Raw genomic sequence first — 25,323 nt, forward strand, 5'->3', positions numbered from 1 at the left:
TTGTGATTTATTATTTTAAATGTTGTGTATATTCCAAATTCTTAACACGATTACGTGCAGCTTTTAATTTTTCTAAACTTATTTCTTTTGATAATTCGTAATTCTTCACATTTTCATCTAATTGATCAACACTGCTAGCTCCCATAATAATAGATCCTAGAGCATCATGTGACGTAAGATAGTTAAATGTTAAACCAGTTAAATTATTTTCGATTTCTTTAATAGAAGCTATCGTTTCACCTAACTCTTGGTAAGTGTAATCAAATATACCTTCTGCAAATTTTGAATCTAACGCTTGATTACTATTAGTAGTTAACAATCCTTTGAAAATAGGACCACGCGCAAGTACTTTAACCTTTTTAGCATGCACATCATCTAATAATACTTCTGGTCTATTATCAATTAAGTTAAATTGAGACATTAAAGTTTCGATATCGCTGTGTTTTAAATAATAATCGATCACATTAGGTCGAATTGACGATATGCCATACGCACGCACAATACCTTCTTTTTTCAATTCATCAAATGCACTAATTGTTTCATCTAGTGGATCGTCGATTGTGCCACCATGTAATTGATATAAATCTAAGTGATCTAATCCTAATCTTTGTAATGAGTCCTTCACAGCATCTTTGATATAGTTTTTAGAAGGATCCCAAAATGTAGTACCATCATCAGCTAAATGATTACCCACTTTTGTGCCAATCACAATATCATCTCTATTTTGATATTTTTTCAAGGCTTTTCCAACAATATCTTCGTTTACACCTTTATCATAAATATCAGCCGTATCAAAATATGTGATGCCTTGTTCAATCGCACGTTCTATAATTGGTTCTGCTTTTTTATAATCAGTGCCTAAACTCATACAACCTAAACCTAATTCTGAGATTTCGATACCACTTTTTAAAATGTTTTTTTGCATGTCGTTTCTCCTTTCGATACACTTAATGATAGGGCATAGATGTAATAAAGTAAGTCGTTATGAATTACTTTATTACATTGCGCAAAAACTTTAGATAGAAATGAAATATTAGCACTTAGATTTCTATAAATATCGCTTTTATCGCTTTCGCTATCGCCTGAAACACTATCGTGTTAATCTTAACAATAACCTAATTCAAATAAAAGGAACGTGATTATAATGAATCTATTCGAGAAAACATTACATAAAGAGTCCATTTACAAAGGCGCAATTATTGATTTAGAAGTCCATGATATAGAATTACCCGATGGACAAACGTCAAAACGTGAATTGGTCTACCATAATGGGGCAGTTGCAGTATGTGCAATAAATCCAGATAATCAAGTTATTCTCGTCAGACAGTATCGCAAACCTGCTGAAAAAACATTATTAGAAATACCAGCTGGTAAATTAGAAATTAATGAAGAAAGAGAATCGGCTGCCAAAAGAGAATTAGAAGAAGAAACGTGCTATATTGCCGAAAATTTGGAATTGATTACTGAAATGTATGGTTCTCCTGGTTTCTCTAATGAAAAGATTTCTATTTATCTTGCCAAAGACCTTAAAATAGGTGAAATGAATTTAGATGATGATGAATTTATTGAAATCGAAACATATAATATTGAAGAAATAACAATCATGCTCCAAAACAAAGAAATCGAAGATGCTAAAACGATTATTGCTTTACAATATCTATTACTTAATTATAATCATTATAAATAACTCGCCTACAAACTTGCGTATTTTATCAATTATTGGTATTTTATATATATAATCATTATGTAAATTGAAATGATTATAATTATTAGTAGGGGAGTGAGGCTTCCGTGGAAGAACGATTAAATCGCGTGAAGCAACAATTACAACAATCATCTTATAAATTAACTCCGCAGCGCGAAGCAACTTTAAGAGTTTTAATTGAAAATGAGAAAGATCATTTAAGCGCTGAAGACGTTTATTTAAAAGTTAAAGATAAAGCACCTGAAATAGGACTTGCGACTGTCTATCGGACGCTAGAATTATTAGCAGAATTAAAAGTTGTGGATAAAATTAATTTTGGTGATGGTGTTGCCCGTTTTGATTTACGTAAAGAAGGCGCTAAACATTTCCACCATCATCTTGTTTGTATGGAATGCGGTAAAGTAGAGGAAATCGAAGAAGATTTATTGCCTCAAGTGGAAGAAAAAGTAGAGCAAGATTTTAACTTTAGAATTTCAGACCATCGCTTAACATTCCATGGTGTATGCTCAGATTGTCAAGCTCTAGGCAAATAAGCTCAACATCATACACTATTTAATAAATAGAGGTGGTACCATTGGATACTATAATTGAAGAATATTTGAGATTTATCCAACTAGAAAAAGGGTTGAGTTCGAATACAATTGGCGCATATAGAAGAGATTTAAAAAAATATGCCACATTTTTAGAAGAACAAAAAATAGGACATATAGATTTTGTAGATAGACAATTAATTAACCAATGTCTTGGTTATTTACACGACGAGGGTGCTTCAGCAAAATCATTGGCACGTTTCATATCTACAGTACGAAGTTTTCATCAATTCGCATTACGAGAGAAATATGCTGCAAAAGATCCAACTGTATTAATTGAAACACCAAAATATGATAGGAAATTACCGGATGTCTTAGAAATAGATGAAGTACTTGCTTTGCTAGAGACTCCGAACTTATCAAAAATTAACGGTTATAGAGATCGTACAATGTTAGAATTATTATATGCTACAGGCATGCGCGTTTCTGAACTTATACACATAGAACTTGAAGATATCAATTTAATCATGGGCTTCGTCAAAGTATTTGGTAAAGGGAACAAAGAACGCATTATCCCATTAGGTGATGCAGTTATAGAATATTTAAATACATATTTAGATACAACGCGCCCTCAATTATTGAAGCGTACTGTGACAAATGTATTGTTTTTAAATATGCATGGTAAACCTTTATCAAGACAAGCTATTTGGAAAATGATTAAACAAAATGGTGTGAAAGCGAATATCAATAAAACGTTGACACCACATACATTAAGACATTCGTTTGCTACACATTTACTTGAAAATGGTGCTGATTTACGTGCTGTACAAGAAATGTTAGGTCATTCTGATATTTCGACAACACAACTTTACACACATGTTTCAAAATCACAAATCCGCAAAATGTATAATGAATTTCATCCACGTGCATAAACACAAACCAGTTTATTCGTTGAATAGCTAGCTTGTGTTTTTTTGTTTGCGCCATCATTTTAATAGGACTTGTTTTATTCATTTGACTTAAATTTATTCTTTGTTTGCATGGCGTATATCAAGTGCCTGTTGTCGCGCTTTGTCAACTTCTGAACGATCTCTTTCTAAATGATGATTTACAATATAACTATCTTCTATCACATGTGGCATTTTGACAAAATTAGGGTATTTTTTTAAAATATCCTGTTCCATTTCTTTGGTTATTGGTAATTGAATAGGCACAAATTGCTTAGCATTAGCCACAGACTGAATTAATTCTAAAATAATTTTTATATATTCATCTGTATAGATACCTAAATCAATGGATTGTTCACTTTGTTCTATAACACTTAATGCTTTTTTAAAAGAACGTAACGCGCCAACATTGTTATGTCTACGATAATGATAGCAACCGGTTGCTAACAAAATCAAACTTACAATCGCATCATCTTTACTGAATTGCGGATTCTCTTTCCAAGCTTCTTCTAAAATGTCGTGACACAAAAAATAATGTTGTTCCGTATGAAATTGATAATAAAAATCTTGCAATGCATTTTCCATAATTAAAACCGCTCCAAATTTAAATGTTTTCATTAAACATGCTATAATATTTTAGTGAAATACGCACATAACTTGCTATATGAGGTAGATACTATGTATGAAGTAAAACTAGATGCTTTTAATGGTCCCTTAGATTTATTATTGCATCTCATTCAAAAAATTGAAATTGATATTTATGATATTCCCATGAAAGAATTAACAGAACAATATATGCAATATATACATGCGATGAATCAATTAGAGATTAATGTCGCTAGTGAATATTTGGTTATGGCCTCTGAACTACTTATGATTAAAAGTAAAATGCTGTTGCCTCAAACAGAAGAATCCGACGAATTAGAAGAGGATCCACGTGAAGACCTAGTGGGACGATTAATTGAATATCAAAATTATAAAGAATATACTGAGATTCTAAACGAAAAAAAATCTGAGCGTGCTTTTTACTTTTCAAAGCATCCAACTGATTTAACACACCTAGAATCTAATGAAACTTGGGATTCAAATAACACAATTGATTTAACAGATTTAATCATCGCTTATCAAAAAGTTAAAAATCGCGTTGAATTCAATACACCAAAAACTGTAGATATCCGTAAAGAAACATTTACGATTCAACAAGCAACTTCTCAAGTTAATGCGCGTTTACAACAACATGATTCGTTTAATTTTTTTAGTTTGTTTAATTTTACAGAACCTGTTGAAATGGTAGTCACACATTTTCTAGCAATACTTGAAATGTCTAAATCAGGCATTGTAAATATAGAACAACTCAAAAATTTCGACGATATCAATATTATAAGAGGTGTAAACTATGGCATTGAACGATAAAGGTATACTAGAAGCATTACTTTATACAGCAGGTGACGAAGGTTTAGATGAAAAACAATTACTCGAAATTTTAGACATAGACCAAACACAATTGTCACAACTCGTTTCTGAATACATATCAGATGGCTTAGAAATTCAACATTTTGGTCAAACTTATGTACTTACAACAAAAAAGGATGCAGCAAATTATATTGAAAAATTAATAGAACAAAAATCAAAAATGAAATTATCTCAAGCAGCAATGGAATCATTGTCTATTATTGCCTACAATCAACCTTTATCACGAAGCGATATCGAGATGATTAGAGGTATAAATTCTGACGGTGCTGTTAAAACTTTAATCGCTCGAGGATTAATAGAAGCTAAAGACGAAGCGGATTCCAGAAGTCAACAACTCTATACTACAGAACTATTTTTAAACGTATTTGGCATTGAACATTTAGATGATTTACCAACAACTGATGAGGAAGATGAAGAAATAGAAGCTTTCTTCAGTAATTTAGTAAATCAAAAAGGAGAAAATAATGAATAAAGAGACAGAAAGATTACAAAAGCGTATTGCAAACAGTGGTCACACCTCACGTAGAAAAGCTGAAACATTAATCACAGAGGGCAAAGTGTTAGTTAATGGCTCAGTTGTAACAGAATTAGGTACGAAAGTTAAACCTTCTGATACGATTGAAGTTGAGGGTATTAAATTGGAACAACAAGATAAACTATATATTTTATTTTATAAACCAGCACAAGTTATCACTAGTGTATCTGATGATAGAGGTAGAAAAGTGGTTACAGATTACTTTAAACAAATTAAAACAAGAATTTATCCAGTGGGTCGTTTAGACTATGATACATCAGGTTTACTTTTATTAACTAACGACGGCGAATTCACTAATTTAATGACACATCCGAGTTATAAAATTAAGAAAAAATATGTCGTTAAATTGAAAGGCTATTTAATGCGTGAAGAAGTTAAAGCTTTAGAACATGGTGTTGAACTGGAAGATGGTCATACACAACCAGCTACTGTAAAAGTAAAAAACCAAGACAAAGATAAAAATTCAACACTTGTTGAAATTACAATTACAGAAGGACGCAATAGACAAGTCCGTCGCATGTTTGAACACTTTGGTCACGAAGTTACAAAATTACAACGTATTGAAGTTGGACCACTTAATCTTAAAGGGCTTAATGCAGGTGAGGGCAGAGTCTTAACACCTCATGAAGTAAAAGTGATGCGTCAACTTGCAGAACACGGTAAATAATAGTTATTACGTTTAGCTTGATTCAAACTATGAGAAAAATTTCACAATCTTTTCCTTCGTAATCACTTTTCCTGCTAAACGTATGATATAATGTGATTAAATTGAAAGTTAGCAGTGTGGGAGGTACATACGTATGTCAAATGAAATACTTATCGTAGATGATGAAGATCGAATCAGAAGATTATTAAAATTATACCTTGAAAGAGAATCTTTTGAGATATATGAAGCAAGTGATGGTAATGAAGCATATAAAATGGCGATGGAACATGATTATTCATGTATTTTATTAGACCTCATGCTTCCAGAGATGGATGGTATCACTGTAGCCTCACGTCTCAGAGAACACAAAGAAACACCAATTATTATGTTGACTGCTAAAGGTGAGGAAACAAATAGGGTAGAAGGATTCGAATCTGGTGCAGACGATTATATCGTGAAACCATTTTCTCCTCGTGAAGTGGTATTACGTGTCAAAGCGTTGTTAAGACGTACACAAGTAGCGCATACAGAACAAAGTGAACCACATGCACGTGATTTAATTGAATTTGACCACCTTGTCATTGATAACGATGCACACAGAGTATTAGCAGATAATAACCAAGTTAATTTAACACCAAAAGAATACGAACTGTTAATATTTCTAGCTAAAACACCTAACAAAGTCTTTGATCGTGAACAACTTCTAAAAGAAGTATGGCATTATGAATTCTACGGTGACTTGCGTACTGTAGATACTCACGTTAAACGTTTAAGAGAAAAGTTAAATCGAGTATCTGATGCGGCAGCTCAAATGATTCAAACTGTTTGGGGCGTCGGTTATAAATTCGAGGTTAAGTCCAATGATGAATCGGCTAAATAATGTAGTGATAAAACTGTGGTTAACTATTATTTTAATAGTAACGACAGTTTTAATTTTACTAAGTGCTGCACTCATAACATTTATTCAGTCCTATTTTACGCAAGAAACTGAAGATTCATTACTCAAAGATGCACAGCGTATCAGTCAATTGGTGGAAAGCGCTGATGACAAAGCTACAGCTATTGAATACAGTCGTAAATTGATAGAAAATCCAGATGGACTTATTATTATGAATGATAAGCATATGGTGAGCCAACATAAAGATAAAATTAAAGACAAGATGTTTAAAGAAATTAAAAACAATAAAGATTATAACCAAGTGTTTGATAAAGGAAAACAAATTTCGGAACATGTTACTGTTAAAATCAATGGGCAACAGCGAACTTATGTGTTAATTGGTTATCCTGCTAAAAACTTGACTGAACAAGATAATAATCAAAATAATAACTACAGTGGCGTATTTATATATCAAGATTTAAAAACTGTTGAAGAAACCAATAACGTAATTACAGTTATTATTTTAATTATAGCTATTATCTTCTTAGCTATTACAACCGTTTTTGCCTTTTTCTTATCATCTCGTATAACAAAACCGTTACGAAATTTACGGACACAGGCCTTGAAAGTTTCTAAAGGAGATTATGCGCAAGTTGTACCTGTCAATACACGTGATGAAATTGGTGAATTATCTCGTACGTTTAATACGATGAGTTCAGAAATTCAACAACATATAGATGCCTTATCATCTTCTAAAAATATTCGTGATAGCCTAATCAATTCTATGATTGAAGGTGTATTAGGATACAATGATAAAAAAGAAATTATAATTTCTAATAAGATGGCTCAAAATACACTTCAAATACTGGATGAACATGAACTGAAAAAGCTTGATAAACAAAATGAACGTACTTTCAAAAACAAGCAAACACAATTTGAAGAATATGAAATAAACACACGTTATTTAGTAATAATAACAAGTTATATTGATCAAATTCAGCCAGATGGTCGTAGTGGTATTGTCGCTATTATTCGTGATATGACAAACGAACATAACATAGATCAAATGAAAAAAGATTTTATTGCTAATGTTTCACATGAATTACGTACGCCTATTTCATTATTACAAGGGTATACTGAGTCTATTGTGGATGGAATCGTCACAGAGCCTGATGAGATACATGAATCACTTTCTATTGTACTAGATGAAACTAAACGCTTAAATCGACTCGTAAATGAGCTACTCAGTGTTGCACGTATGCATGCTGAGGGTCTATCAGTAGAAAAATCTGTTCAGCCTATCGATACATTACTAAATAAAATGCAACAAAAATACCATAGTCATGCAGAAAGTTTAGGTTTAAGCATCAATTTAAATCCAAATACGCACGAACAGTTGTGGTATTATGATTTAGATCGAATTGAACAAGTATTAACTAATTTGATAGACAATGCAACAAGGTATACCGAAACAGGAGATGCCATCACTATCAGTTATGGAGAGTCAGAAACAGAAAATATATTATATATTACTGACACGGGCTCTGGTATTGCGCCAGAACATCTACAACAAGTGTTCGAACGTTTTTATAAAGTTGATTCTTCACGTAAACGTGGTAAACAAGGTACAGGTCTAGGTTTATTTATATGTCGAATGATTGTAGATGAACATGGAGGCAGTATTGACGTTAAAAGTAAACTAGGTCAAGGAACAACCTTTATTATCAAATTACCAAAGTTAACTGATAATGAGATGTTATAGCACTTACTTGAGTGTTACTGTTTAAATTAAACAATAATATAAAGACCGACGAAATCATTATTGTTATTTCGTCGGTCTTTATTATCAATTATGCTTACAAACTTACTAAAGAGTGTATATTTCCTATAATTCAGTCGCTTTCACTCCTTTTTAACATATTTAGAGCAATAGTATTGTTTTTATCTGAGTAATAAGCTATGATATATTTATAAAAATTTAGGATATTCATCTTCGGGGTAGGGTGCAATTCCCAACCGGCAGTAATTAAAGCCTGCGACCCATTTATTTTCATTTAAATAAATGGCTGATCTAGTGAAAATCTAGAGCCGACAGTAAAGTCTGGATGGGAGAAGATGGAGGGTTGTTTGTTGTGCTATTAAATCCTCCTATTCGATAAAAGATGAATGGAAGGAGATAATTTAATATGCAACAACAAACAAAACGACTTATTACGATAAGTATGTTAAGTGCGGTTTCTTTTATATTGATGTTTATAAAATTTCCAATACCATTTTTACCGCCTTATTTAACTTTAGACTTTAGTGATGTACCCGCATTATTAGCTACATTCACACTCGGACCGCTCGCTGGTATTATTGTGGAATTTATAAAAAATTTATTGAACTTTTTATTCAATCTTGGAGATCCAGTTGGTCCAGTTGCTAACTTTTTAGCAGCATCCAGTTTTTTACTGACAGCTTATTATGTCACTAAAAACAAATATAACCTTAAATCACAAATTATAGGTTTTACTGTAGCAACTATTGTGATGACAATTATTTTAAGTATCTTAAATTACTTTGTGTTGTTACCTTTATATGGCATGATTATGAATTTATCTGATGTTGTTGAAAACGTTAAGATTGTTATTGTATCTGGCGTTATTCCATTCAACATTATTAAAGGCGCTATTATTTCTATAGTGTTCATTGTTTTATTTAAACGTTTAAAAAATGTATTACCAAAATAAATTTAAAAATATCTGGAGATTAATACTCAGATAAATAAAAACAGGGTGATTTCTATTGAAGTAATACAGAAATCACCCTGTTTTTATATTTTAAATTAACTATTAATAATTCAGAACCATCTTAGACATAAAAATTAGCATGTTCCACATAATGAGAACACGCTAACCTTAAACATAGCCATTAGTAATTATAGATAGTAATCACTGTTTTCAGGCAAATGCTTATTATATATAATTAAGTATAAACGGCAATACTTACTTTTATGGAACTAACCTTGCTTTTATTCAAACTTTAATGCATCTCCATCAAATGATTCTTCTTCAATTTTAATTGAATCAGTAGGACAACCATCTAACGCATCTTCCATATCCTCATATAATTCTTCCGGCACCTCTGCTGTACCTTTGTTGTCATCTAGTATCACATAGGCAATACCTTCATCATCATAGTCATATATATCAGGGGCAGCGGCACCACAAGCACCACATGCAATGCATGTATCCATATCAACAATTGTATATTTAGCCAATTTCTTCGCCTCCTTTGACAAAAATGCTACACTAATAGCACAATTATTATTGTAGTCACTGTACTAAGTTTTTTCAAATGTTTTCGTTTTATAAAATGAGGGAGTAAACATGTATAATATAATCCAATTTGCACAAACACATGCACACAATTACAAAACTGAAAAAAGTATATTTAATATTATCACAGGGAAAAAGTCACATCAAACTTTTTTTGATGCCTGTAGTCAACAACTCTTATCATTATATCACAGCATGCCTAACTTGAAATATCAGTCGTTTGAGCGATACCTCAATCAATTTAATGATCAACATAATAGCTATCAAAATATCGTTAATCATCCGAGACATACGTTTGATAGTTTAACCAATACATTTAAAGCCATACAATTGTTAACTCAGACCCTATCTAACACACAACATAAGGTCTATCAATTCGTACCTATTACTCAACATAGTACTGTACACCAACAAGTTAAATTTGTATATAAAGAAATTATAAGCAATCAATTACAAGAACAATTCGTTGCAGAACTTACAACATTATTCCAATCTATACTGAATAAAAATAATACAATATATATTCACTATTACCTACAAGGTTTTGAAGAAAGTATGTATACACGACAACAAATCAGTTTAATAGAAGACATACCACAAGAACACTTATTTGAATTAGAATTTACAGATTTGGTCACTTTAATGTACGAGATTGAGCACGAGTCTAACTATCCACTGTTAAACAAACTCATTGTGCTACCATCATTATTAAATAAAACAGAGCAAACTTACTTAGGTTTACAAAATGGATTAAACTTCGAACAACTGGCTGCACAACAAAATGTTAAACCTAATACGATAGATGATCATATTTTAGAACTATTTATAAAAGGCTACATATCGAATTATGAAGATTATTTAACACATTCAACTTATACTGATTTCATGACTTACTACATTTCACATCGTAGTGAGAGGCTACGCAATTATAAAGAAATATTTCCGGACCTCAGCTATTTTGAATTGAAATTGATTATCGTTGGAATTGAGAGAGGTGAAATCAATGTTGCAACATGAGCTGAAAAAGTGGTTCGGGTTTGAGGATTTTAAACCTGGTCAACAAGAGATTATAGAAAGTGTATTGAACAATGAAGATACATTAGGTATTTTACCTACAGGAAGTGGTAAAAGTCTTTGTTATCAATTACCAACCTACATACGTCAACAACCGACACTCATCATTTCACCCCTCATTTCTTTGATGGATGATCAAGTCATGCAACTCAAATTACACGGTGAACATCATGTTTGTTGTATTCATTCAGGTATGGATGAAAATGAGAGAAAAAGAAACATTGAAGCACTAACAAAAAGTCGTTTTATCTATTTAAGTCCAGAATTTATACTCCAACCACAAAATTTTAAACTCATTAAAAATTTGGATATCGGCATGGTCGTATTAGATGAAGCACATTGCTTATCTGAATGGGGATATGATTTCAGACCTCACTATGCACTTATAGGTAAAATTATCTCCCGTTTTCCGACAGCAACCGTGCTTGCGCTTACAGCAACTGCACCGAATTATTTAACTTATGATTTAAACAATATGTTAAAAAAGTCTTTTCATGTTATTAAAACGAGTATGAACAGAGACAATATTTCTTTAGCACATAAAAATTTCAAAGATGATGAAGCTAAATTAAAATGGTTACTACCAGCATTAGAAAATTCAGGACCTACAATTATTTACGTTTCTTCTAAAAAAGTGTGTCTAACTTTAGCAAAAGAAATATATAATTATGGTTTTTTAACAGGAATATATCATGGAGATTTATCTTATCAAGAACGGCACACAGTTCAGCATCAATTTTTAAATAATGAAATACCTATCATCGTGGCAACCAGTGCATTTGGTATGGGCATTAATAAAAAAGATATACGTTCTATTTTTCATTACCACCTATCGACAAGTCCATCAAACTATATGCAAGAAATTGGTCGCGCTGGTCGTGATGGGGCAGACAGTCAAGCAATTAGTTTATTTCAACCTGATGATAGTTTTTTACTAGAAACACTATTATTTACGGATATGATGACCACTAATGACATAGATGCTTTTGAAACAGGTGCCTTTGTAACTCCGGACAAATTTGAAATATTAGAAATTTTAAATAGCTATTACTCATTTGCTGAGTTACGTACGATATTCGACAGGACCTATCAGCGAAAACGCCAAGGTTATATACGTATGCTAGGATACAAAAACCTAGACCAATGCCGACGCACTTATATGATGGAATTCTTTGGTGAAACGTTAAGTAAAAGACCTGATCAATGCTGTGATAATGATTCTGATTTAAATGTAATTAATTTAATTAATAGAAAAAAAGTAAAAAGAAAAATGGATTTTAATGAAAAAATACAAAATTTGTTTAAATAATAGACAAATACTTTACTTCACTTTTTCAAACAAGCTATAATACTACATATATACTAGCTTAATAGTAATTTTTTGCATAAAAAGTTATACATATTTACTTATTTTTAGGGTATAACAGTATATACTTAAATTAAAACAAGGAAGGATGATGAATTTGTCTAACAACAATTTTAAAGATGATTTTGAAAAAAATCGTCAATCCATTGATCCAAAAGAACATCAAGACAATGCAAAGGATTCCGTTAACGGTTCAGTTGACAACGTAAAAGAGGAAGTTTCTGATAAGACAGACGAACAATTCCCTCCTAGAAACGCTCAAAGAAGACAGCGCAGACGTGACACAGCAACAAATCAGAATCCAAATAATCAGCCTGAACAAGATAAAGGTGAAGTTCAAGGCGATGATCAATCACTACAAGATAATAACGCATCAGAAGCAGATTATGATAATAATAACTCAACAAAAGATCCTTCGAAGAATAATGATTTAAACCCCGAATCTACGAACAATCAAAATAACAAAGGAAACCAAAATGATTCCAACGAAAACGTTGAATCACAAAAAGATAATGAATCTAATAAAAAAGGTGCTGCTGTAGCTGGTGGCGCTGCTGCAACTGGTGCAGGTGCTTATGCTGCTGGAAAGCACAATGATAATAAAGATTCAGCAGAAAATGACTTAAATGATAATGAACAAAATATCAACAACTCTGATAACGAACGAGCAGACAAATCAGATGATGCTTCGCATTCAGAAAATGATAACAATAGTTCTAAGAAAAAGGGTGCTGCTGTAGCTGGAGGTGCCGCTGCCGCAACCGGTGCAGGTGCTTATGCTGCTGGAAAGCATAGCGATAATAAAGATGAACATAACCAAGATAACAACCAAGATAATAACAATAAAGCAACCGAGCAGAATAAAAATGAACAAGATATAGAAGATCAAGATAAAAAAGATCAAGATAAAGAAGGCTCTAAGAAAAAAGGTGCTGCTGTAGCTGGAGGTGCCGCTGCAACTGGTGCAGGTGCTTATGCTGCTGGCAAGCACAAAGGCAACAAAGACAATAAAGATAATCACAGCGAAAACGAAGCACAAGATAAAGATGAAAAGAACAAAGAAAAAAATGGTTCTAAGAAAAAAGGCGCTGCTGTAGCTGGTGGCGCAGCTGCTGCCGGAACAGGTGCTGCCGCAGCGGCACATTCTAAAGCTGGCGGTGGCAATGGCAACGGCGGTAATGGTAATGGCGGCAATGGTAATAATGGTGATAACAATGACGACGATAATAAGAAAAAGAAAAAAGGCGGTTTATTAGGTAAATTATTACCAATATTGGCTGCGATATTAATATTAGCTGCAATTGCTATTTTCGGTGGCATGGCTTTAACTGGCGATGACGAAGGTGACAAAAATAGCGATGACAAAAAAGTAGCTGATAATAAAGATAGTAAGTCTGATTCTGAAAAAGATAAAGATGAAGATAAAAAATCAGAAGATGATAAAGCCAATAAAGATGAAGACAAAGATGACTCATCTTCAAACTCAGAAGACAGCAATAGTGGTTCAGATTCTGCCAATTCTGATAGCGAAAACGCTGACCAAGCAAACAGTGATGCTAATTCTGATCAATCAAGTAACGATGCTAATTCTGATTCAGCTAGCAACGGTTCACAAGATGCAACAAATAGTACGCAAGACAGTCAAGGTCAAAGCGACCAAAACAGTCAGAGCGGTCAAGATCAACAAAGTGATCAATCTAACGCTCAAAGCAATTCATCTTCAGATCAATCACAAGCAACTAACAACCAAGATAGCGAACAAGCAAATAGTAACTCTGGCCAACAATCACATGTAGTCAATGGTCAAAATCTATATAGAATTGCTATTCAATATTATGGTAGTGGTTCTCCAGAAAACGTTGAAAAAATCAGACAAGCCAATAATCTACAAGGAAATGAAATCCATAATGGACAACGCCTTGTTATTCCACAATAGTTCATCATGTTATAAGTAAAAACCTATTAAACGACCAAACTCTTTAAATTAGTGAGTTTGGTCGTTTTTGTATTTAGTTTTTAAGATTAATAAAGCGTCAATATAATTTGTGCAAGAATATTCGATTTCTATCATTTGGTTTTTTCTAAACTACTGGTATAATATATTGGTGGTATAAGGAGGACAAATAAACTATGCAAACAGTTGAAAGTATAATTATTGGTGGCGGTCCTTGCGGATTAAGTGCTGCTATTGAACAAAAGAAAAAAGGTATTGATACTTTAGTTATTGAAAAAGGAAATGTTGTAGATGCAATCTATAATTATCCAACGCATCAAACTTTCTTTTCATCAAGTGATAAATTAAGTATTGGGGATATTCCATTTATTGTTGAAGAAAGCAAACCACACAGAAATCAAGCTTTAGTATATTACAGAGCAGTGGTTAAGCATCATCAATTGCGAGTTAACGCTTTCGAAGAGGTCCTCACAGTGAAAAAAATTAATAACCGTTTTACGATTACAACAACTAAAGATGTCTATCAATGTAGATTCCTTACTGTAGCAACTGGCTATTATGGTCATCATAATCATCTTGAAGTAGATGGAGCTGAGCTTCCAAAAGTAATGCATTATTTTAAAGAAGCACATCCTTACTTTGACCAAAATGTTGTAATTGTCGGAGGTAAAAACTCAGCTGTAGATGCTGCTCTAGAGTTAGAAAAGGCTGGAGCAAACGTAACAGTTATTTATCGCGGAGAAGATTATCCAAAAGCAATTAAACCTTGGATTCTACCGAATTTTGAATCTTTAGTACGTCATGAAAAAATTAACATGGCATTTAATTCAAATGTTACTAAAATAACAGAAGATAGTGTGTTTTATGAGCAAGGAAATCAAACAATTGAAATTCCTAATGATTATGTCTTTGCTATGATTGGTTATCATCCAGACTATGATTTCCTACAATCAATTGGTATAGATATCAATAGTAATGAGTTTGGTACTGCACCAGTTTATAATAGAGAAACTTATGAAACAAATGTCGAAAATTGCTATATCGCTGGTGTCATTGCGGCAGGCAATGATGCAAATACAATATTTATAGAAAACGGCAAATACCACGGCGGTATTATCACTCAAAGTATTTTATCTAAAAAACAAACACCACTTGAATCATAATAATATAACAAACTAGAGCGTAAGACAGAAATTAAATTTTTCTAATGACATTTTTGTCTCATGCCCAGCTCTGCAAAATCAATTAAAAAATGATGGTTCCTACGTTTAATAAAGTAGAAACCATCATTTCTTTTTTTAAATCATTATAACTGTGATTCGAAATATTTTTTTAACTGCTTAGCGTTTAATTGGTTACTTAAACCTACTAAAAGTTTAAGTCTTGCTTTCGGTCCATTTAATCCATTTGAAAAAACAACGCCTTTTTCAGCTAAGGTAGCACCGCCACCTTCATAGGCATAAATTGGGCCAACAATACCATTAAATGAGCGTGAGACAAGCACAACTGGTATCTCTTTATCTAAACACTTTTCTAGGCCTTCCAAACAAGTAGGTGGAAGGTTGCCTTGTCCTAGACCTTCGATAATAATACCATCAACTTGATGCTCACTATAAAAGTTTAATACATCATTATTCATACCCATATAAGCCTTTACTAAAGGAATGTTTAAATCATGGTTAATATCATTTAAAACTAAATGTTCGTATGGTTTATGGTGGAATTGAACACTATTTTTTGTCACTACGCCCAATGGTCCATGATTAGGACTCTGGAATGTATTCGTATTGGAGGTATGCGTTTTAGTCACATTTCGTGCAGTATGAATTTCATCGTTAAATACAACCATAACACCCATATCTGCTGCATTATCACTTGAAGCCACTCTAATAGCTGAGATAAAATTATATAAACCATCTGAGCCAATTTCATTTGAAGAACGCATAGCACCCGTAATTGTTATCGGTTTTGAAACATTTATAGTAAGATCTAATAAGTATGCCGTTTCTTCTAACGTATCTGTACCATGTGTAATAACAAACCCATCATAATTTTCATCCCTATTAGCATCTTCAATAATAAGCTTTAATGTTTCTACATACTTTATATTCATATGTGGGGATGGAACGTTAAATGGCGTAATTTCTGTTACATCAGCATATTGTTTAATAATGTCTTGATGGTTGGATATTGGATTGTCTGAATTTGTTACTACTTTATTAGTTTCATCTTGTGACATGCTAATCGTCCCACCAGTATGTATGAGAAGAAGTTTTTTCATATGGGCATTCCTCCTATTTATAACTTACATATTTATGATAAAATATTATACATAAAACAACAAGGAAGGTTTACTAAAATGAAATTAATTAATATCGCACTTGATGGACCTGCTGCAGCAGGGAAAAGTACAATAGCTAAACGCGTTGCTGCACAATTATCTATGATTTATGTAGATACTGGCGCAATGTATCGAGCTATAACTTATAAATATTTACAACAAAACAAGACTGAAGACTTCTCGCAATTGATAGATTCATCTGAATTATCATTAACATATGATGAAGAAAAAGGTCAGAGAGTCATTTTAGATAACTATGATGTTACTGATTTTTTAAGAGAAAATAATGTAACAAACAATGTTTCCTTTGTAGCATCTAAAGAAGCTGTGCGTACTTTTGCAGTTAAGAAGCAACAAGAATTAGCAGCTCAAAAGGGCATTGTTATGGATGGTAGAGATATCGGAACAGTTGTATTGCCAGATGCAGATTTAAAAATTTATATGATTGCCTCTGTTGAAGAACGTGCAATGCGTAGACAAAAAGATAATGAACAAAGAGGCATCGACTCTAATGTAGAACAATTAAAGCAAGAAATTGCGGATCGAGATAATTATGACATGACACGTGAAATTTCACCTTTGAAAAAAGCGGATGATGCAATTACGGTAGATACAACTGGTAAAAGTATTGAAAAAGTAACTGAAGAAATTTTATCATTAGTTACTGAAATTAAATAAAATAATAGTTTTTTTATAAATACAGCGTATTATAGTGCCGTTTCTTTTTAAATTGTGTAAAAAGGTTATATAATAACTAATGTAGGGTATATAAATAAGGTACATTTTTATATCAATTAGATCTGCATATATATAAATAAATGTAAATTTTAGGTAAAAATTTCAAAGCTTTAGTTAGCTATAAACCCTGATTTTACAACTTTTTAACAAATAGAATTTGAATTCCTATAATAAGGGGGAATTTCTTGACAATTCTGTCAGTTTATAAGATGTTATAATTATGTAGTGTAATAAGGAGGCAGACAAAATGACTGAAGAATTCAACGAATCAATGATCAAAGAGATTAAAGAAGGGGATACGGTTACTGGTGAGATTCAAGAAATTGATGAAAAACAAGTAATTGTAAACATTAACGGTGCTAAATTTAATGGTATTATCCCTATTAGTCAACTTTCTACGCATCATATAGACAACCCAGGTGATGCTGTCAAAGTTGGTGATGAAATTGGTGCATATGTTACAAAAGTAGAGTATGACGAAGAAAATGAGACAGGTGCTTATATTCTTTCTAAACGTCAACTTGAAACAGAAAAATCATATGAATTTTTACAAGAACAATTAGACAACAATAAAACGATTGAAGCTAAAGTCACTGAAGTAGTAAATGGTGGTTTAGTAGTCGATGTTGGTCAAAGAGGGTTTGTTCCAGCTTCATTAATTTCAACAGACTTCATTGAAGATTTCTCTGATTTCGAAGGACAAGTTCTTAAACTAAAAGTGGAAGAACTAGATCCTGCTAATAATCGTGTCATTCTTAGTCGTAAAGCTGTAGAGGCATTAGAAAATGCAGAGAAAAAAGACGATTTATTAAATTCACTTAATGAAGGCGATGTTATCGAAGGTAAAGTTGCACGCTTAACTAACTTTGGCGCTTTTGTAGATATCGGCGGCGTAGACGGACTTGTTCACGTTTCTGAATTATCTCATGAACACGTTAAATCTCCAGAAGACGTAGTATCTATTGGAGATACAGTTAACGTAAAAGTAAAATCAGTTGATAGAGATTCAGAGCGCATTTCATTATCAATTAAAGATACTTTACCAAGTCCATTTGAATCAATAAAAGGTGAGTTTAACGAAGGTGATGTCATCGAAGGAACTGTTGTTAGACTAACTAACTTCGGTGCCTTTGTTGAAATTAAACCAGGCGTTCAAGGTTTAGTACACATTTCTGAAATAAGACATACTCACATCGGTTCACCAAGCGAAGTATTAGAGCCTGGAGAAGTCGTAGGTGTCAAAGTACTAGGTGTCGACGTAGAAAAAGAACGTATTTCGTTATCTATTAAAGCAACATTAGAAGCGGAAAATGTAGTTGAAAGTGATAGTGCCACTACGAAATCATACTTGGAAAGTGGTTCTGACGATGATGACAACCCTACTTTAGGTGATGTTTTCGGAGATAAATTAAAAGACTTCAAGTTTTAACGTATAAATTTAACACCAATTTTAAATCTTGTCCTAACATCTATTTAGGACAAGATTTATTTTTATGTAATCTCTAAAAACAGTTTTTTTAAAGCTAACCTAATAATATTAGTACAGATTAAATATTTCTTTTGATTTACTTTCCCCTTATGATAGAATTATAGAGATTAAAAAAGAGAGGAAGTTAGTTATGACTAAACCTATAGTAGCAATTGTAGGCAGGCCCAATGTAGGCAAATCTACAATTTTCAATAGAGTCGTAGGTGAGCGTGTATCTATCGTAGAAGATACACCCGGTGTGACTCGAGACAGAATTTATTCATCAGGCGAATGGTTAACACATGATTTTAACGTCATCGACACAGGTGGTATTGAAATTGGTGACGCACCATTCCAAACACAAATAAGAGCACAAGCAGAAGTTGCAATTGATGAATCTGATGTCATTATTTTTATGGTTAACGTACGTGAAGGTTTAACACAAAGTGATCAAGTTGTTGCTCAAATGTTGTATAAATCAAAAAAACCTGTTGTTTTAGCAGTTAATAAAGTAGATAATCCAGAAATGAGAAATGAAATCTATGATTTCTATGCGCTTGGCTTTGGCGACCCTTATCCAATTTCTGGTTCGCATGGTTTAGGTCTAGGTGATCTTTTAGATGAAGTTGTCAAACACTTTAAAGAAGAAGAACCTGATCCATATGATGACGATACGATTCGCTTATCTATTATCGGACGTCCAAATGTTGGTAAATCTAGCTTAGTCAATGCAATACTAGGTGAAGAACGTGTTATCGTTTCGAACGTAGCAGGAACAACACGTGATGCAGTCGATACTCAATATACTTATGACGACCAAGACTATGTCTTAATTGATACAGCGGGTATGCGTAAAAAAGGTAAAGTATATGAAAATACGGAAAAATATTCTGTATTACGTGCCCTAAAAGCCATCGAACGCTCAAACGTTATTTTAGTTGTTATTGATGCTGATCAAGGCATTATAGAACAAGATAAACGCGTGGCCGGATATGCTCATGAAGAAGGTAAAGCTATTGTAATCGTAGTAAATAAATGGGATACAGTTGATAAAGAAACGAATACTATGAAAAAATTCAAAGATGAGGTTCGTAAAGAATTCCAATTCTTAGATTACGCTGAAGTTGCATTTGTTTCTGCAAAAGAAAGTCAAAGACTTAAAACGTTATTCCCTTATATTACACAAGCCAGCGAAAACCATAAAAAACGCGTGAAGAGTTCAACTTTAAATGAAGTAATCACTGACGCTATTTCTATGAACCCAACTCCGACTGATAAAGGTCGTAGATTGAACGTTTTCTATACTACGCAGGTAGCAATTGAACCACCAACCTTTATCGTTTTTGTAAATGATGTAGAATTAATGCACTTTTCTTATAAACGTTATTTGGAAAATCAAATCAGAGCAGCATTCGGTTTTGAAGGTACACCTGTGCATATTATACCTAGAAAGAGAAATTAATTATCGGAGGAGATATTCATGTATAAAGTAACAGTCTTTGGTACAGGAAGTTTCGGTACAGCTTTAGCAAATGTTTTAGCTGAAAATGGACACCAAGTATTGATGTGGGGTAAAAATGAACAAACAATCAATGAAATTAATAAACAACACATCAATAGTAAATATTTAAAAACAGCTAAGATTAATGATTCAATCAAAGCAACATTAGATATTAAAGCTGCTATAAATTTTTCTGAAGTTTTTTTAATGGCATTGCCTACAAAAGCTATTAGAACAGTAGCAAGCGAAATTGATTCACTTTTATCAACTCCAAAAACATTTATACATGTAGCAAAAGGAATAGAAAATGATACTTATAAACGTGTCTCTGAAATGCTAGAAGATTCTATTTCAGCAGAACATAATGCAGGTATCGGTGTATTATCAGGCCCAAGTCATGCAGAAGAAGTTGTCATTAAACAACCAACGACAGTTGCTGCATCTTCTAAGTCACCTGAAGTAAGTAAATTAACACAAGACTTATTCATGAATGATTATTTACGTGTTTACACAAATGATGATCTTGTAGGCGTTGAATTAGGTGGCGCCTTAAAAAATATCATCGCTGTAGCAAGCGGTGTGATTTCAGGTATGGGCTTTGGTGATAATGCTAAAGCAGCACTCATGACAAGAGGTTTAGCTGAAATTAGCCGTTTAGGTGAAAAACTAGGTGCTGATCCTATTACTTTCTTAGGTTTAGGGGGCATTGGTGACTTAATCGTTACATGTACATCTACGCATTCTAGAAACTACACTTTAGGATTTAAATTGGGTGAAGGAAAATCATTAGACACAGCGTTAGATGAGATGGATATGGTTGTCGAAGGTGTGTACACCACAAAATCAGTTTATCATTTAGCAAAAGCGCAAGATGTTGACATGCCAATAACGAATGCACTTTACAGTGTATTATTTGAAAACAGACCTGTAGATGAGAGTGTTAAAGATCTTATGGGCCGTGGAAAAAAATCAGAATAATGAAGCATTATTACACTTTTTAACAAATATATAGCAATTTGTTGTTAAAATCCTATTATTTCAACGTTTTCTGCGCATAAATCATTGCAGTTGCAGTATTCGTTGTGTTAAAGTCATACCATAATGATATTAAGTATCATTATAAACCCTAGGGGAGGTGAATTCATAATGAACAAGACAGATTTAATTAATGCTGTTGCAGAGCAAGCTGATTTAACTAAAAAAGAGGCTGGTTTAGCTGTAGATGCAGTATTCGAATCAATTCAATCATCACTTTCTAAAGGTGAAAAAGTACAATTAATTGGATTCGGTAACTTCGAAGTACGCGAACGTGCTGCTCGTAAAGGCCGTAACCCACAAACAGGTAAAGAAATTGATATCCCTGCAAGCAAAGTTCCAGCATTCAAAGCTGGTAAAGCATTAAAAGACGCAGTTAAATAATTCTTTACTAAAACTAAAGCCCTTTTATAAGGGGCTTTTTCTTTTTTATACACTTTTAATTTAAGAACGTTAAACAATTTGCATTTATTTATACTTAATATGATATCATTCGATATAACGTTGAAATAAATTAAATATTATAATTGTCACAGCGCTTAATATAAATTAAATTATACATACATAAGTCAAAATATTAATCGCTTCATCACTCTAAAAATGTATTTATACAAATACTTCATACATAAATATTTACCACTATAACTATCGTTGTTTTATTTTTCTCTATATAATGTTAATATGTATATGGATAATAACGTGAGGTGTGAACATGGAAACGACATTAAGCATATTAGAAAAACAAATTGTATATAGACTTAAAGGTATACATTATTATGAATCTATAGCTATTGATGAAAACTTAGCGCAAATTCTCGATTCATATGATATTCCTGAAGAAGCTAGATTGGCTTGCCTCACAATAGATACTGCGATGCGTCATTTAGACGAAGTTTCTACAACGTTATCGTCTAAAAAGTCTATTTTAATTGGTGACTTATTGAGCGCACATTTTTATACATTATTAGCAAAGTTAAACGCTCCAACTTATCAAAAAGAAATAAGTGCAGCAATCGTTGAAGTGAACGAAATGAAGTCGTCAATACATCACGGTGCACTTACTAAAGAGAACATCAGTCAATATATATTAAAAGTTGAAAACCTATTTCCACGTATTACAATTCAACATTTTGCTCCTGATGCCAATCTTGAATCACTCAATGATAAATTATTAGCGAACTTAGCTAAAAAACATCCTTCTTATTTAAGTAAATTTTCTAAAGATGAATTAATTACATTTTTAGGTGAAATAAAGACTGAAATACATTCAAAAAAGAGGTAATTAACTATGGCAGATAATAAAGCAAAAAAAGAACAAGTACATGACGTTTTTCAAAATATTTCTGGCAAATACGATCGCCTAAATAATATTATTAGCTTTGAGCAACATAAGACTTGGAGAAAACGGGTTATGAAAGAAATGAACGTTAAACCTGGTAGTAAAGCTTTAGACGTATGTTGTGGTACTGCTGATTGGTCTATCTCACTCAGTAAGGCTGTAGGCCCCACAGGCGAAGTCATTGGTGTAGATTTCAGTGAAAACATGCTCGAAGTCGGCAAAGGTAAAACACAAGATATGCATAATATACAACTTGTACATGGCGATGCAATGAATCTACCATTTGAAGACAATGAATTTGATTATGTAACCATTGGATTTGGTTTACGTAATGTACCTGACTATTTAGCTACACTTAAAGAATTATACAGAGTGCTTAAACCAGGCGGTATGGTTGTCTGTTTAGAAACTAGCCAACCTACAACACCAGTATTCAAACAAGGTTATAAACTCTATTTTAAATTTATAATGCCTATTTTCGGTAAAATTTTTGCAAAATCCAAAGATGAGTATGAATGGTTACAACAATCTACTTTTGATTTTCCAGATAAAGAAAAGTTAAAACGTCTGTTTACTCAAGCAGGTTTCAGTAATATAAAAATACGTAGCTTTACAGGTGGCGTTGCAGCGATGCACCTTGGCTATAAATAAAAAATGAATCAACCAAAGGTGATTAACGTGTCAAAGTTAAACATGAATAGTGAAATAAAGAAAATCGAAAAGCGATTAGAACAATCTCTTATAAGCAATGATAAAGTACTAGAAGATGCTTCTTATCATTTGTTTTCTTCAGGTGGTAAACGCGTTAGACCTGCCTTTGTAATTTTAAGTAGCCAGTTTGGTAAAGAAATGAATGAGGATGTTTATCGTGTAGCTGTTGCGCTTGAATTAATTCATATGGCAACTTTAGTTCACGATGATGTCGTAGATAAGAGTGATAAACGTCGAGGAAGCTTGACTATAGCTAAAAAGTGGGATCAAAATACTGCTATTCTTGCCGGTAACTTTTTACTTGCATCAGCGCTTGAACATATTTCTAGCATTGAAGATAACCGTATTCATTCGGTGATTTCAAATGCCATCGTTGAAGTATGTATGGGGGAGCTATTTCAATTTCAAGATCAATTTAATGGTTATCAAACAATCACGAGTTATTTGCGCAGAATTAATCGCAAAACAGCATTACTGATACAATTATCTACAGAAGTAGGTGCGATTGCTTCTGGTGCTGATTTGAAAACAGTTCATAATTTAAAAATGATTGGTCATTATATTGGCATGAGTTTTCAAATTGTTGATGATATCCTCGATTTTACAAGTACAGAAAAAAAATTAGGGAAACCAGTTGGTAGTGATTTAATGAATGGTCATATCACTTTACCTGTATTATTAGAAATGAGAAAGCACCCAGAGTTTAAAGCACAAATACAACAACTTACTCCAGATACAGATCAAGAGACGTTTGACTATTGTATCCAGCGCATTCAATCATCTGATGTTATACAAGAATCACAAGTAATCAGTGATAAATATTTAGAAAAAGCATTAAACCTACTTGATCAATTGGAAAGCGAAGCTGCTAAACCTTTATTTAAGAAATTAATTAAAAAAGTGGGGAAAAGAAATTTATAATTACATGAAAAGCATTGAAAGCGCTTTAATTACCTGTTAATATATTAATGTATCTCAAAACATAATATTTTATTGATACATAGTCATGTACATTATTACTGTACAATTGATACATAACAAACAGGGGGATTCACACATTATGGAAAGAACATTTCTAATGATCAAACCAGACGCGGTACAACGCAATTTGGTAGGAGAAATCATTTCTCGTATTGAACGTAAAGGACTAAAGCTTGTAGGCGGTAAATTTATGACTGTACCACAGTCACTTGCAGAAGAACATTATGCAGAACACACAGATAAACCGTTCTATAACAAATTGATTGACTTCATCACTTCTGCACCAGTTTTCGCTATGGTAGTTGAAGGTGAAGATGCAGTAAATATTTCGCGTCATATTATTGGTAAAACTAATCCATCTGAAGCTACACCAGGCACTATTAGAGGAGACTTAGGTTTAACTGTAGGTAGAAACATTATTCATGGTTCAGACTCGGTAGAATCAGCTAAAAAAGAAATTAACCTTTGGTTTAAAGCTGAAGAATTAAGTGATTATACTGGATCACGTGAAGCATGGTTATACGAATAACGTTAACTTCAATAAATCATAGGCTTTATGAAATGAATTATTATAATAAAAAAGCTAACTGAAAAATTCAGTTAGCTTTTTTATTTTATGTTTAACATTTATTTATACACTATACTAAGTATAGTGTATAAAATGTTGTAGATGGAGAGTAAGAAATCAAATTGAACCTTTGCTTTCTTTTCCTCCTATTAAATAGATAATATTGGAAAATGTTAATATTTCTATATAAAATCTAAAGTTATTACTATAAAAA

Annotated in this window: 26 protein-coding genes and 1 riboswitch; of the genes, 22 read left to right on the top strand and 4 right to left on the bottom strand. The window is 32.6% G+C overall.

Annotated elements, in window-relative coordinates; translation table 11 throughout:
• Positions 1-10 precede the first annotated feature (10 nt).
• Entirely contained in the window at positions 11-925 is a 915-nt protein-coding gene (locus AOB58_RS02320) for an aldo/keto reductase (RefSeq protein WP_021339225.1), read from the bottom strand.
• Between the two features lie 219 nt (positions 926-1,144).
• Between AOB58_RS02320 and AOB58_RS02325 the strand changes: the two genes are divergently transcribed.
• The 3 genes from AOB58_RS02325 (at position 1,145) to xerD (ending at position 3,167) form a co-directional block, all read left to right on the top strand.
• Positions 1,145-1,687 carry an NUDIX hydrolase gene (locus tag AOB58_RS02325; protein ID WP_064782900.1) on the top strand — a complete coding sequence of 181 codons (543 nt, stop codon included), beginning with the start codon at positions 1,145-1,147 and terminating at the stop codon, positions 1,685-1,687.
• Between the two features lie 104 nt (positions 1,688-1,791).
• Positions 1,792-2,238 carry a ferric iron uptake transcriptional regulator gene (fur, locus tag AOB58_RS02330; RefSeq protein ID WP_002507547.1) on the top strand — a complete coding sequence of 149 codons (447 nt, stop codon included), beginning with the start codon at positions 1,792-1,794 and terminating at the stop codon, positions 2,236-2,238.
• A 41-nt stretch (positions 2,239-2,279) separates the two neighbouring features.
• Positions 2,280-3,167 (top strand): site-specific tyrosine recombinase XerD, encoded by an 888-nt coding sequence (xerD, locus tag AOB58_RS02335; RefSeq protein WP_002507548.1) that lies wholly within the window; start codon positions 2,280-2,282, stop codon positions 3,165-3,167.
• Between the two features lie 93 nt (positions 3,168-3,260).
• Here the strand turns inward: xerD and AOB58_RS02340 are convergent, their stop codons facing one another.
• Positions 3,261-3,767 (bottom strand): DUF309 domain-containing protein, encoded by a 507-nt coding sequence (locus tag AOB58_RS02340; RefSeq protein ID WP_021339223.1) that lies wholly within the window; start codon positions 3,765-3,767, stop codon positions 3,261-3,263.
• A 93-nt stretch (positions 3,768-3,860) separates the two neighbouring features.
• Between AOB58_RS02340 and AOB58_RS02345 the strand changes: the two genes are divergently transcribed.
• The 6 genes from AOB58_RS02345 to AOB58_RS02370 all read left to right on the top strand — a co-directional run bounded on the left by AOB58_RS02345 (position 3,861) and on the right by AOB58_RS02370 (position 9,445).
• Positions 3,861-4,595 (top strand): segregation and condensation protein A, encoded by a 735-nt coding sequence (locus AOB58_RS02345; RefSeq protein ID WP_002507550.1) that lies wholly within the window; start codon positions 3,861-3,863, stop codon positions 4,593-4,595.
• Positions 4,585-5,127, top strand: coding sequence for an SMC-Scp complex subunit ScpB (scpB, locus tag AOB58_RS02350; protein ID WP_031265982.1), 543 nt, complete (start codon positions 4,585-4,587; stop codon positions 5,125-5,127). The genes AOB58_RS02345 and scpB overlap by 11 nt, the downstream gene beginning before the upstream one ends.
• The gene (locus tag AOB58_RS02355; protein ID WP_002507552.1) at positions 5,120-5,857 is read left to right on the top strand and encodes a pseudouridine synthase; all 738 of its coding nucleotides are present in this window, start codon (positions 5,120-5,122) and stop codon (positions 5,855-5,857) included. The genes scpB and AOB58_RS02355 overlap by 8 nt, the downstream gene beginning before the upstream one ends.
• A gap of 133 nt (positions 5,858-5,990) precedes the next feature.
• Positions 5,991-6,716 (top strand): response regulator, encoded by a 726-nt coding sequence (locus AOB58_RS02360; RefSeq protein WP_021339222.1) that lies wholly within the window; start codon positions 5,991-5,993, stop codon positions 6,714-6,716.
• The gene (locus AOB58_RS02365) at positions 6,700-8,475 is read left to right on the top strand and encodes an ATP-binding protein (protein ID WP_064783577.1); all 1,776 of its coding nucleotides are present in this window, start codon (positions 6,700-6,702) and stop codon (positions 8,473-8,475) included. The genes AOB58_RS02360 and AOB58_RS02365 overlap by 17 nt, the downstream gene beginning before the upstream one ends.
• Positions 8,476-8,698: 223 nt before the next feature.
• Positions 8,699-8,834, top strand: a riboswitch (FMN riboswitch).
• A gap of 65 nt (positions 8,835-8,899) precedes the next feature.
• Positions 8,900-9,445, top strand: coding sequence for an ECF transporter S component (locus tag AOB58_RS02370; protein ID WP_002507555.1), 546 nt, complete (start codon positions 8,900-8,902; stop codon positions 9,443-9,445).
• Positions 9,446-9,726: 281 nt separating this feature from the next.
• Here the strand turns inward: AOB58_RS02370 and AOB58_RS02375 are convergent, their stop codons facing one another.
• A complete protein-coding gene (locus AOB58_RS02375) occupies positions 9,727-9,975 on the bottom strand; it encodes a ferredoxin (protein ID WP_002507556.1) in 249 nt (82 codons plus the stop codon).
• 109 nt (positions 9,976-10,084) lie between these two features.
• Between AOB58_RS02375 and AOB58_RS02380 the strand changes: the two genes are divergently transcribed.
• From AOB58_RS02380 to ypdA, 4 genes are all read left to right on the top strand, one after another.
• Positions 10,085-11,050: a helix-turn-helix domain-containing protein gene (locus AOB58_RS02380; protein ID WP_021339221.1), complete on the top strand. Its 966-nt coding sequence runs from the start codon at positions 10,085-10,087 to the stop codon at positions 11,048-11,050.
• Positions 11,037-12,416, top strand: coding sequence for a RecQ family ATP-dependent DNA helicase (locus AOB58_RS02385; protein WP_002507558.1), 1,380 nt, complete (start codon positions 11,037-11,039; stop codon positions 12,414-12,416). The genes AOB58_RS02380 and AOB58_RS02385 overlap by 14 nt, the downstream gene beginning before the upstream one ends.
• A 148-nt stretch (positions 12,417-12,564) precedes the next feature.
• Positions 12,565-14,409 carry an elastin-binding protein EbpS gene (ebpS, locus tag AOB58_RS02390; protein ID WP_064782901.1) on the top strand — a complete coding sequence of 615 codons (1,845 nt, stop codon included), beginning with the start codon at positions 12,565-12,567 and terminating at the stop codon, positions 14,407-14,409.
• Positions 14,410-14,603: 194 nt separating this feature from the next.
• Positions 14,604-15,590 carry a bacillithiol disulfide reductase YpdA gene (gene ypdA, locus AOB58_RS02395; protein ID WP_002507560.1) on the top strand — a complete coding sequence of 329 codons (987 nt, stop codon included), beginning with the start codon at positions 14,604-14,606 and terminating at the stop codon, positions 15,588-15,590.
• A 143-nt stretch (positions 15,591-15,733) separates the two neighbouring features.
• On the opposite strand, the gene AOB58_RS02400 is transcribed toward ypdA, so the two are convergent.
• A complete protein-coding gene (locus tag AOB58_RS02400; RefSeq protein ID WP_021339219.1) occupies positions 15,734-16,708 on the bottom strand; it encodes an asparaginase in 975 nt (324 codons plus the stop codon).
• A 78-nt stretch (positions 16,709-16,786) separates the two neighbouring features.
• Here AOB58_RS02400 and cmk point away from each other — a divergent pair, with 78 nt between their 5' ends.
• From cmk to ndk, 9 genes are all read left to right on the top strand, one after another.
• The gene (cmk, locus tag AOB58_RS02405; protein ID WP_031265979.1) at positions 16,787-17,446 is read left to right on the top strand and encodes a (d)CMP kinase; all 660 of its coding nucleotides are present in this window, start codon (positions 16,787-16,789) and stop codon (positions 17,444-17,446) included.
• A gap of 307 nt (positions 17,447-17,753) precedes the next feature.
• Positions 17,754-18,935, top strand: a complete 1,182-nt coding sequence (gene rpsA, locus AOB58_RS02410) for a 30S ribosomal protein S1 (RefSeq protein WP_064782902.1) — start codon at positions 17,754-17,756, stop codon at positions 18,933-18,935.
• A gap of 190 nt (positions 18,936-19,125) precedes the next feature.
• Positions 19,126-20,436 carry a ribosome biogenesis GTPase Der gene (gene der, locus AOB58_RS02415; protein ID WP_021339217.1) on the top strand — a complete coding sequence of 437 codons (1,311 nt, stop codon included), beginning with the start codon at positions 19,126-19,128 and terminating at the stop codon, positions 20,434-20,436.
• An 18-nt stretch (positions 20,437-20,454) separates the two neighbouring features.
• A complete protein-coding gene (locus tag AOB58_RS02420; RefSeq protein ID WP_064782903.1) occupies positions 20,455-21,453 on the top strand; it encodes an NAD(P)H-dependent glycerol-3-phosphate dehydrogenase in 999 nt (332 codons plus the stop codon).
• 168 nt (positions 21,454-21,621) lie between these two features.
• The gene (locus AOB58_RS02425; protein WP_002483248.1) at positions 21,622-21,894 is read left to right on the top strand and encodes an HU family DNA-binding protein; all 273 of its coding nucleotides are present in this window, start codon (positions 21,622-21,624) and stop codon (positions 21,892-21,894) included.
• A gap of 328 nt (positions 21,895-22,222) precedes the next feature.
• On the top strand, positions 22,223-22,792 hold the full coding sequence (locus AOB58_RS02430; RefSeq protein ID WP_021339215.1) for a hypothetical protein: 570 nt from the start codon (positions 22,223-22,225) through the stop codon (positions 22,790-22,792).
• Positions 22,793-22,798: 6 nt separating this feature from the next.
• Positions 22,799-23,500 carry a demethylmenaquinone methyltransferase gene (locus AOB58_RS02435; protein WP_002507567.1) on the top strand — a complete coding sequence of 234 codons (702 nt, stop codon included), beginning with the start codon at positions 22,799-22,801 and terminating at the stop codon, positions 23,498-23,500.
• 27 nt (positions 23,501-23,527) lie between these two features.
• Positions 23,528-24,481 carry a polyprenyl synthetase family protein gene (locus AOB58_RS02440; protein WP_169926928.1) on the top strand — a complete coding sequence of 318 codons (954 nt, stop codon included), beginning with the start codon at positions 23,528-23,530 and terminating at the stop codon, positions 24,479-24,481.
• A 139-nt stretch (positions 24,482-24,620) separates the two neighbouring features.
• Positions 24,621-25,070 carry a nucleoside-diphosphate kinase gene (ndk, locus tag AOB58_RS02445; RefSeq protein WP_002507569.1) on the top strand — a complete coding sequence of 150 codons (450 nt, stop codon included), beginning with the start codon at positions 24,621-24,623 and terminating at the stop codon, positions 25,068-25,070.
• Positions 25,071-25,323 lie beyond the last annotated feature (253 nt).

This window comes from Staphylococcus sp. AntiMn-1, from assembly GCF_001663395.1.
In the GTDB taxonomy this organism is placed as follows: domain Bacteria; phylum Bacillota; class Bacilli; order Staphylococcales; family Staphylococcaceae; genus Staphylococcus; species Staphylococcus equorum.

Coding starts and splice junctions, on each gene's coding strand:
- AOB58_RS02320 (WP_021339225.1), bottom strand. CDS start 925: ATGCAAAAAAACATTTTAAAAAGTGGTATCGAAATCTCAGAATTAGGT.
- AOB58_RS02325 (WP_064782900.1), top strand. CDS start 1,145: ATGAATCTATTCGAGAAAACATTACATAAAGAGTCCATTTACAAAGGC.
- AOB58_RS02340 (WP_021339223.1), bottom strand. CDS start 3,767: ATGGAAAATGCATTGCAAGATTTTTATTATCAATTTCATACGGAACAA.
- AOB58_RS02345 (WP_002507550.1), top strand. CDS start 3,861: ATGTATGAAGTAAAACTAGATGCTTTTAATGGTCCCTTAGATTTATTA.
- AOB58_RS02355 (WP_002507552.1), top strand. CDS start 5,120: ATGAATAAAGAGACAGAAAGATTACAAAAGCGTATTGCAAACAGTGGT.
- AOB58_RS02360 (WP_021339222.1), top strand. CDS start 5,991: ATGTCAAATGAAATACTTATCGTAGATGATGAAGATCGAATCAGAAGA.
- AOB58_RS02365 (WP_064783577.1), top strand. CDS start 6,700: ATGAATCGGCTAAATAATGTAGTGATAAAACTGTGGTTAACTATTATT.
- AOB58_RS02370 (WP_002507555.1), top strand. CDS start 8,900: ATGCAACAACAAACAAAACGACTTATTACGATAAGTATGTTAAGTGCG.
- AOB58_RS02380 (WP_021339221.1), top strand. CDS start 10,085: ATGTATAATATAATCCAATTTGCACAAACACATGCACACAATTACAAA.
- AOB58_RS02385 (WP_002507558.1), top strand. CDS start 11,037: ATGTTGCAACATGAGCTGAAAAAGTGGTTCGGGTTTGAGGATTTTAAA.
- ebpS (WP_064782901.1), top strand. CDS start 12,565: ATGAATTTGTCTAACAACAATTTTAAAGATGATTTTGAAAAAAATCGT.
- ypdA (WP_002507560.1), top strand. CDS start 14,604: ATGCAAACAGTTGAAAGTATAATTATTGGTGGCGGTCCTTGCGGATTA.
- AOB58_RS02400 (WP_021339219.1), bottom strand. CDS start 16,708: ATGAAAAAACTTCTTCTCATACATACTGGTGGGACGATTAGCATGTCA.
- cmk (WP_031265979.1), top strand. CDS start 16,787: ATGAAATTAATTAATATCGCACTTGATGGACCTGCTGCAGCAGGGAAA.
- rpsA (WP_064782902.1), top strand. CDS start 17,754: ATGACTGAAGAATTCAACGAATCAATGATCAAAGAGATTAAAGAAGGG.
- der (WP_021339217.1), top strand. CDS start 19,126: ATGACTAAACCTATAGTAGCAATTGTAGGCAGGCCCAATGTAGGCAAA.
- AOB58_RS02420 (WP_064782903.1), top strand. CDS start 20,455: ATGTATAAAGTAACAGTCTTTGGTACAGGAAGTTTCGGTACAGCTTTA.
- AOB58_RS02425 (WP_002483248.1), top strand. CDS start 21,622: ATGAACAAGACAGATTTAATTAATGCTGTTGCAGAGCAAGCTGATTTA.
- AOB58_RS02430 (WP_021339215.1), top strand. CDS start 22,223: ATGGAAACGACATTAAGCATATTAGAAAAACAAATTGTATATAGACTT.
- AOB58_RS02435 (WP_002507567.1), top strand. CDS start 22,799: ATGGCAGATAATAAAGCAAAAAAAGAACAAGTACATGACGTTTTTCAA.
- ndk (WP_002507569.1), top strand. CDS start 24,621: ATGGAAAGAACATTTCTAATGATCAAACCAGACGCGGTACAACGCAAT.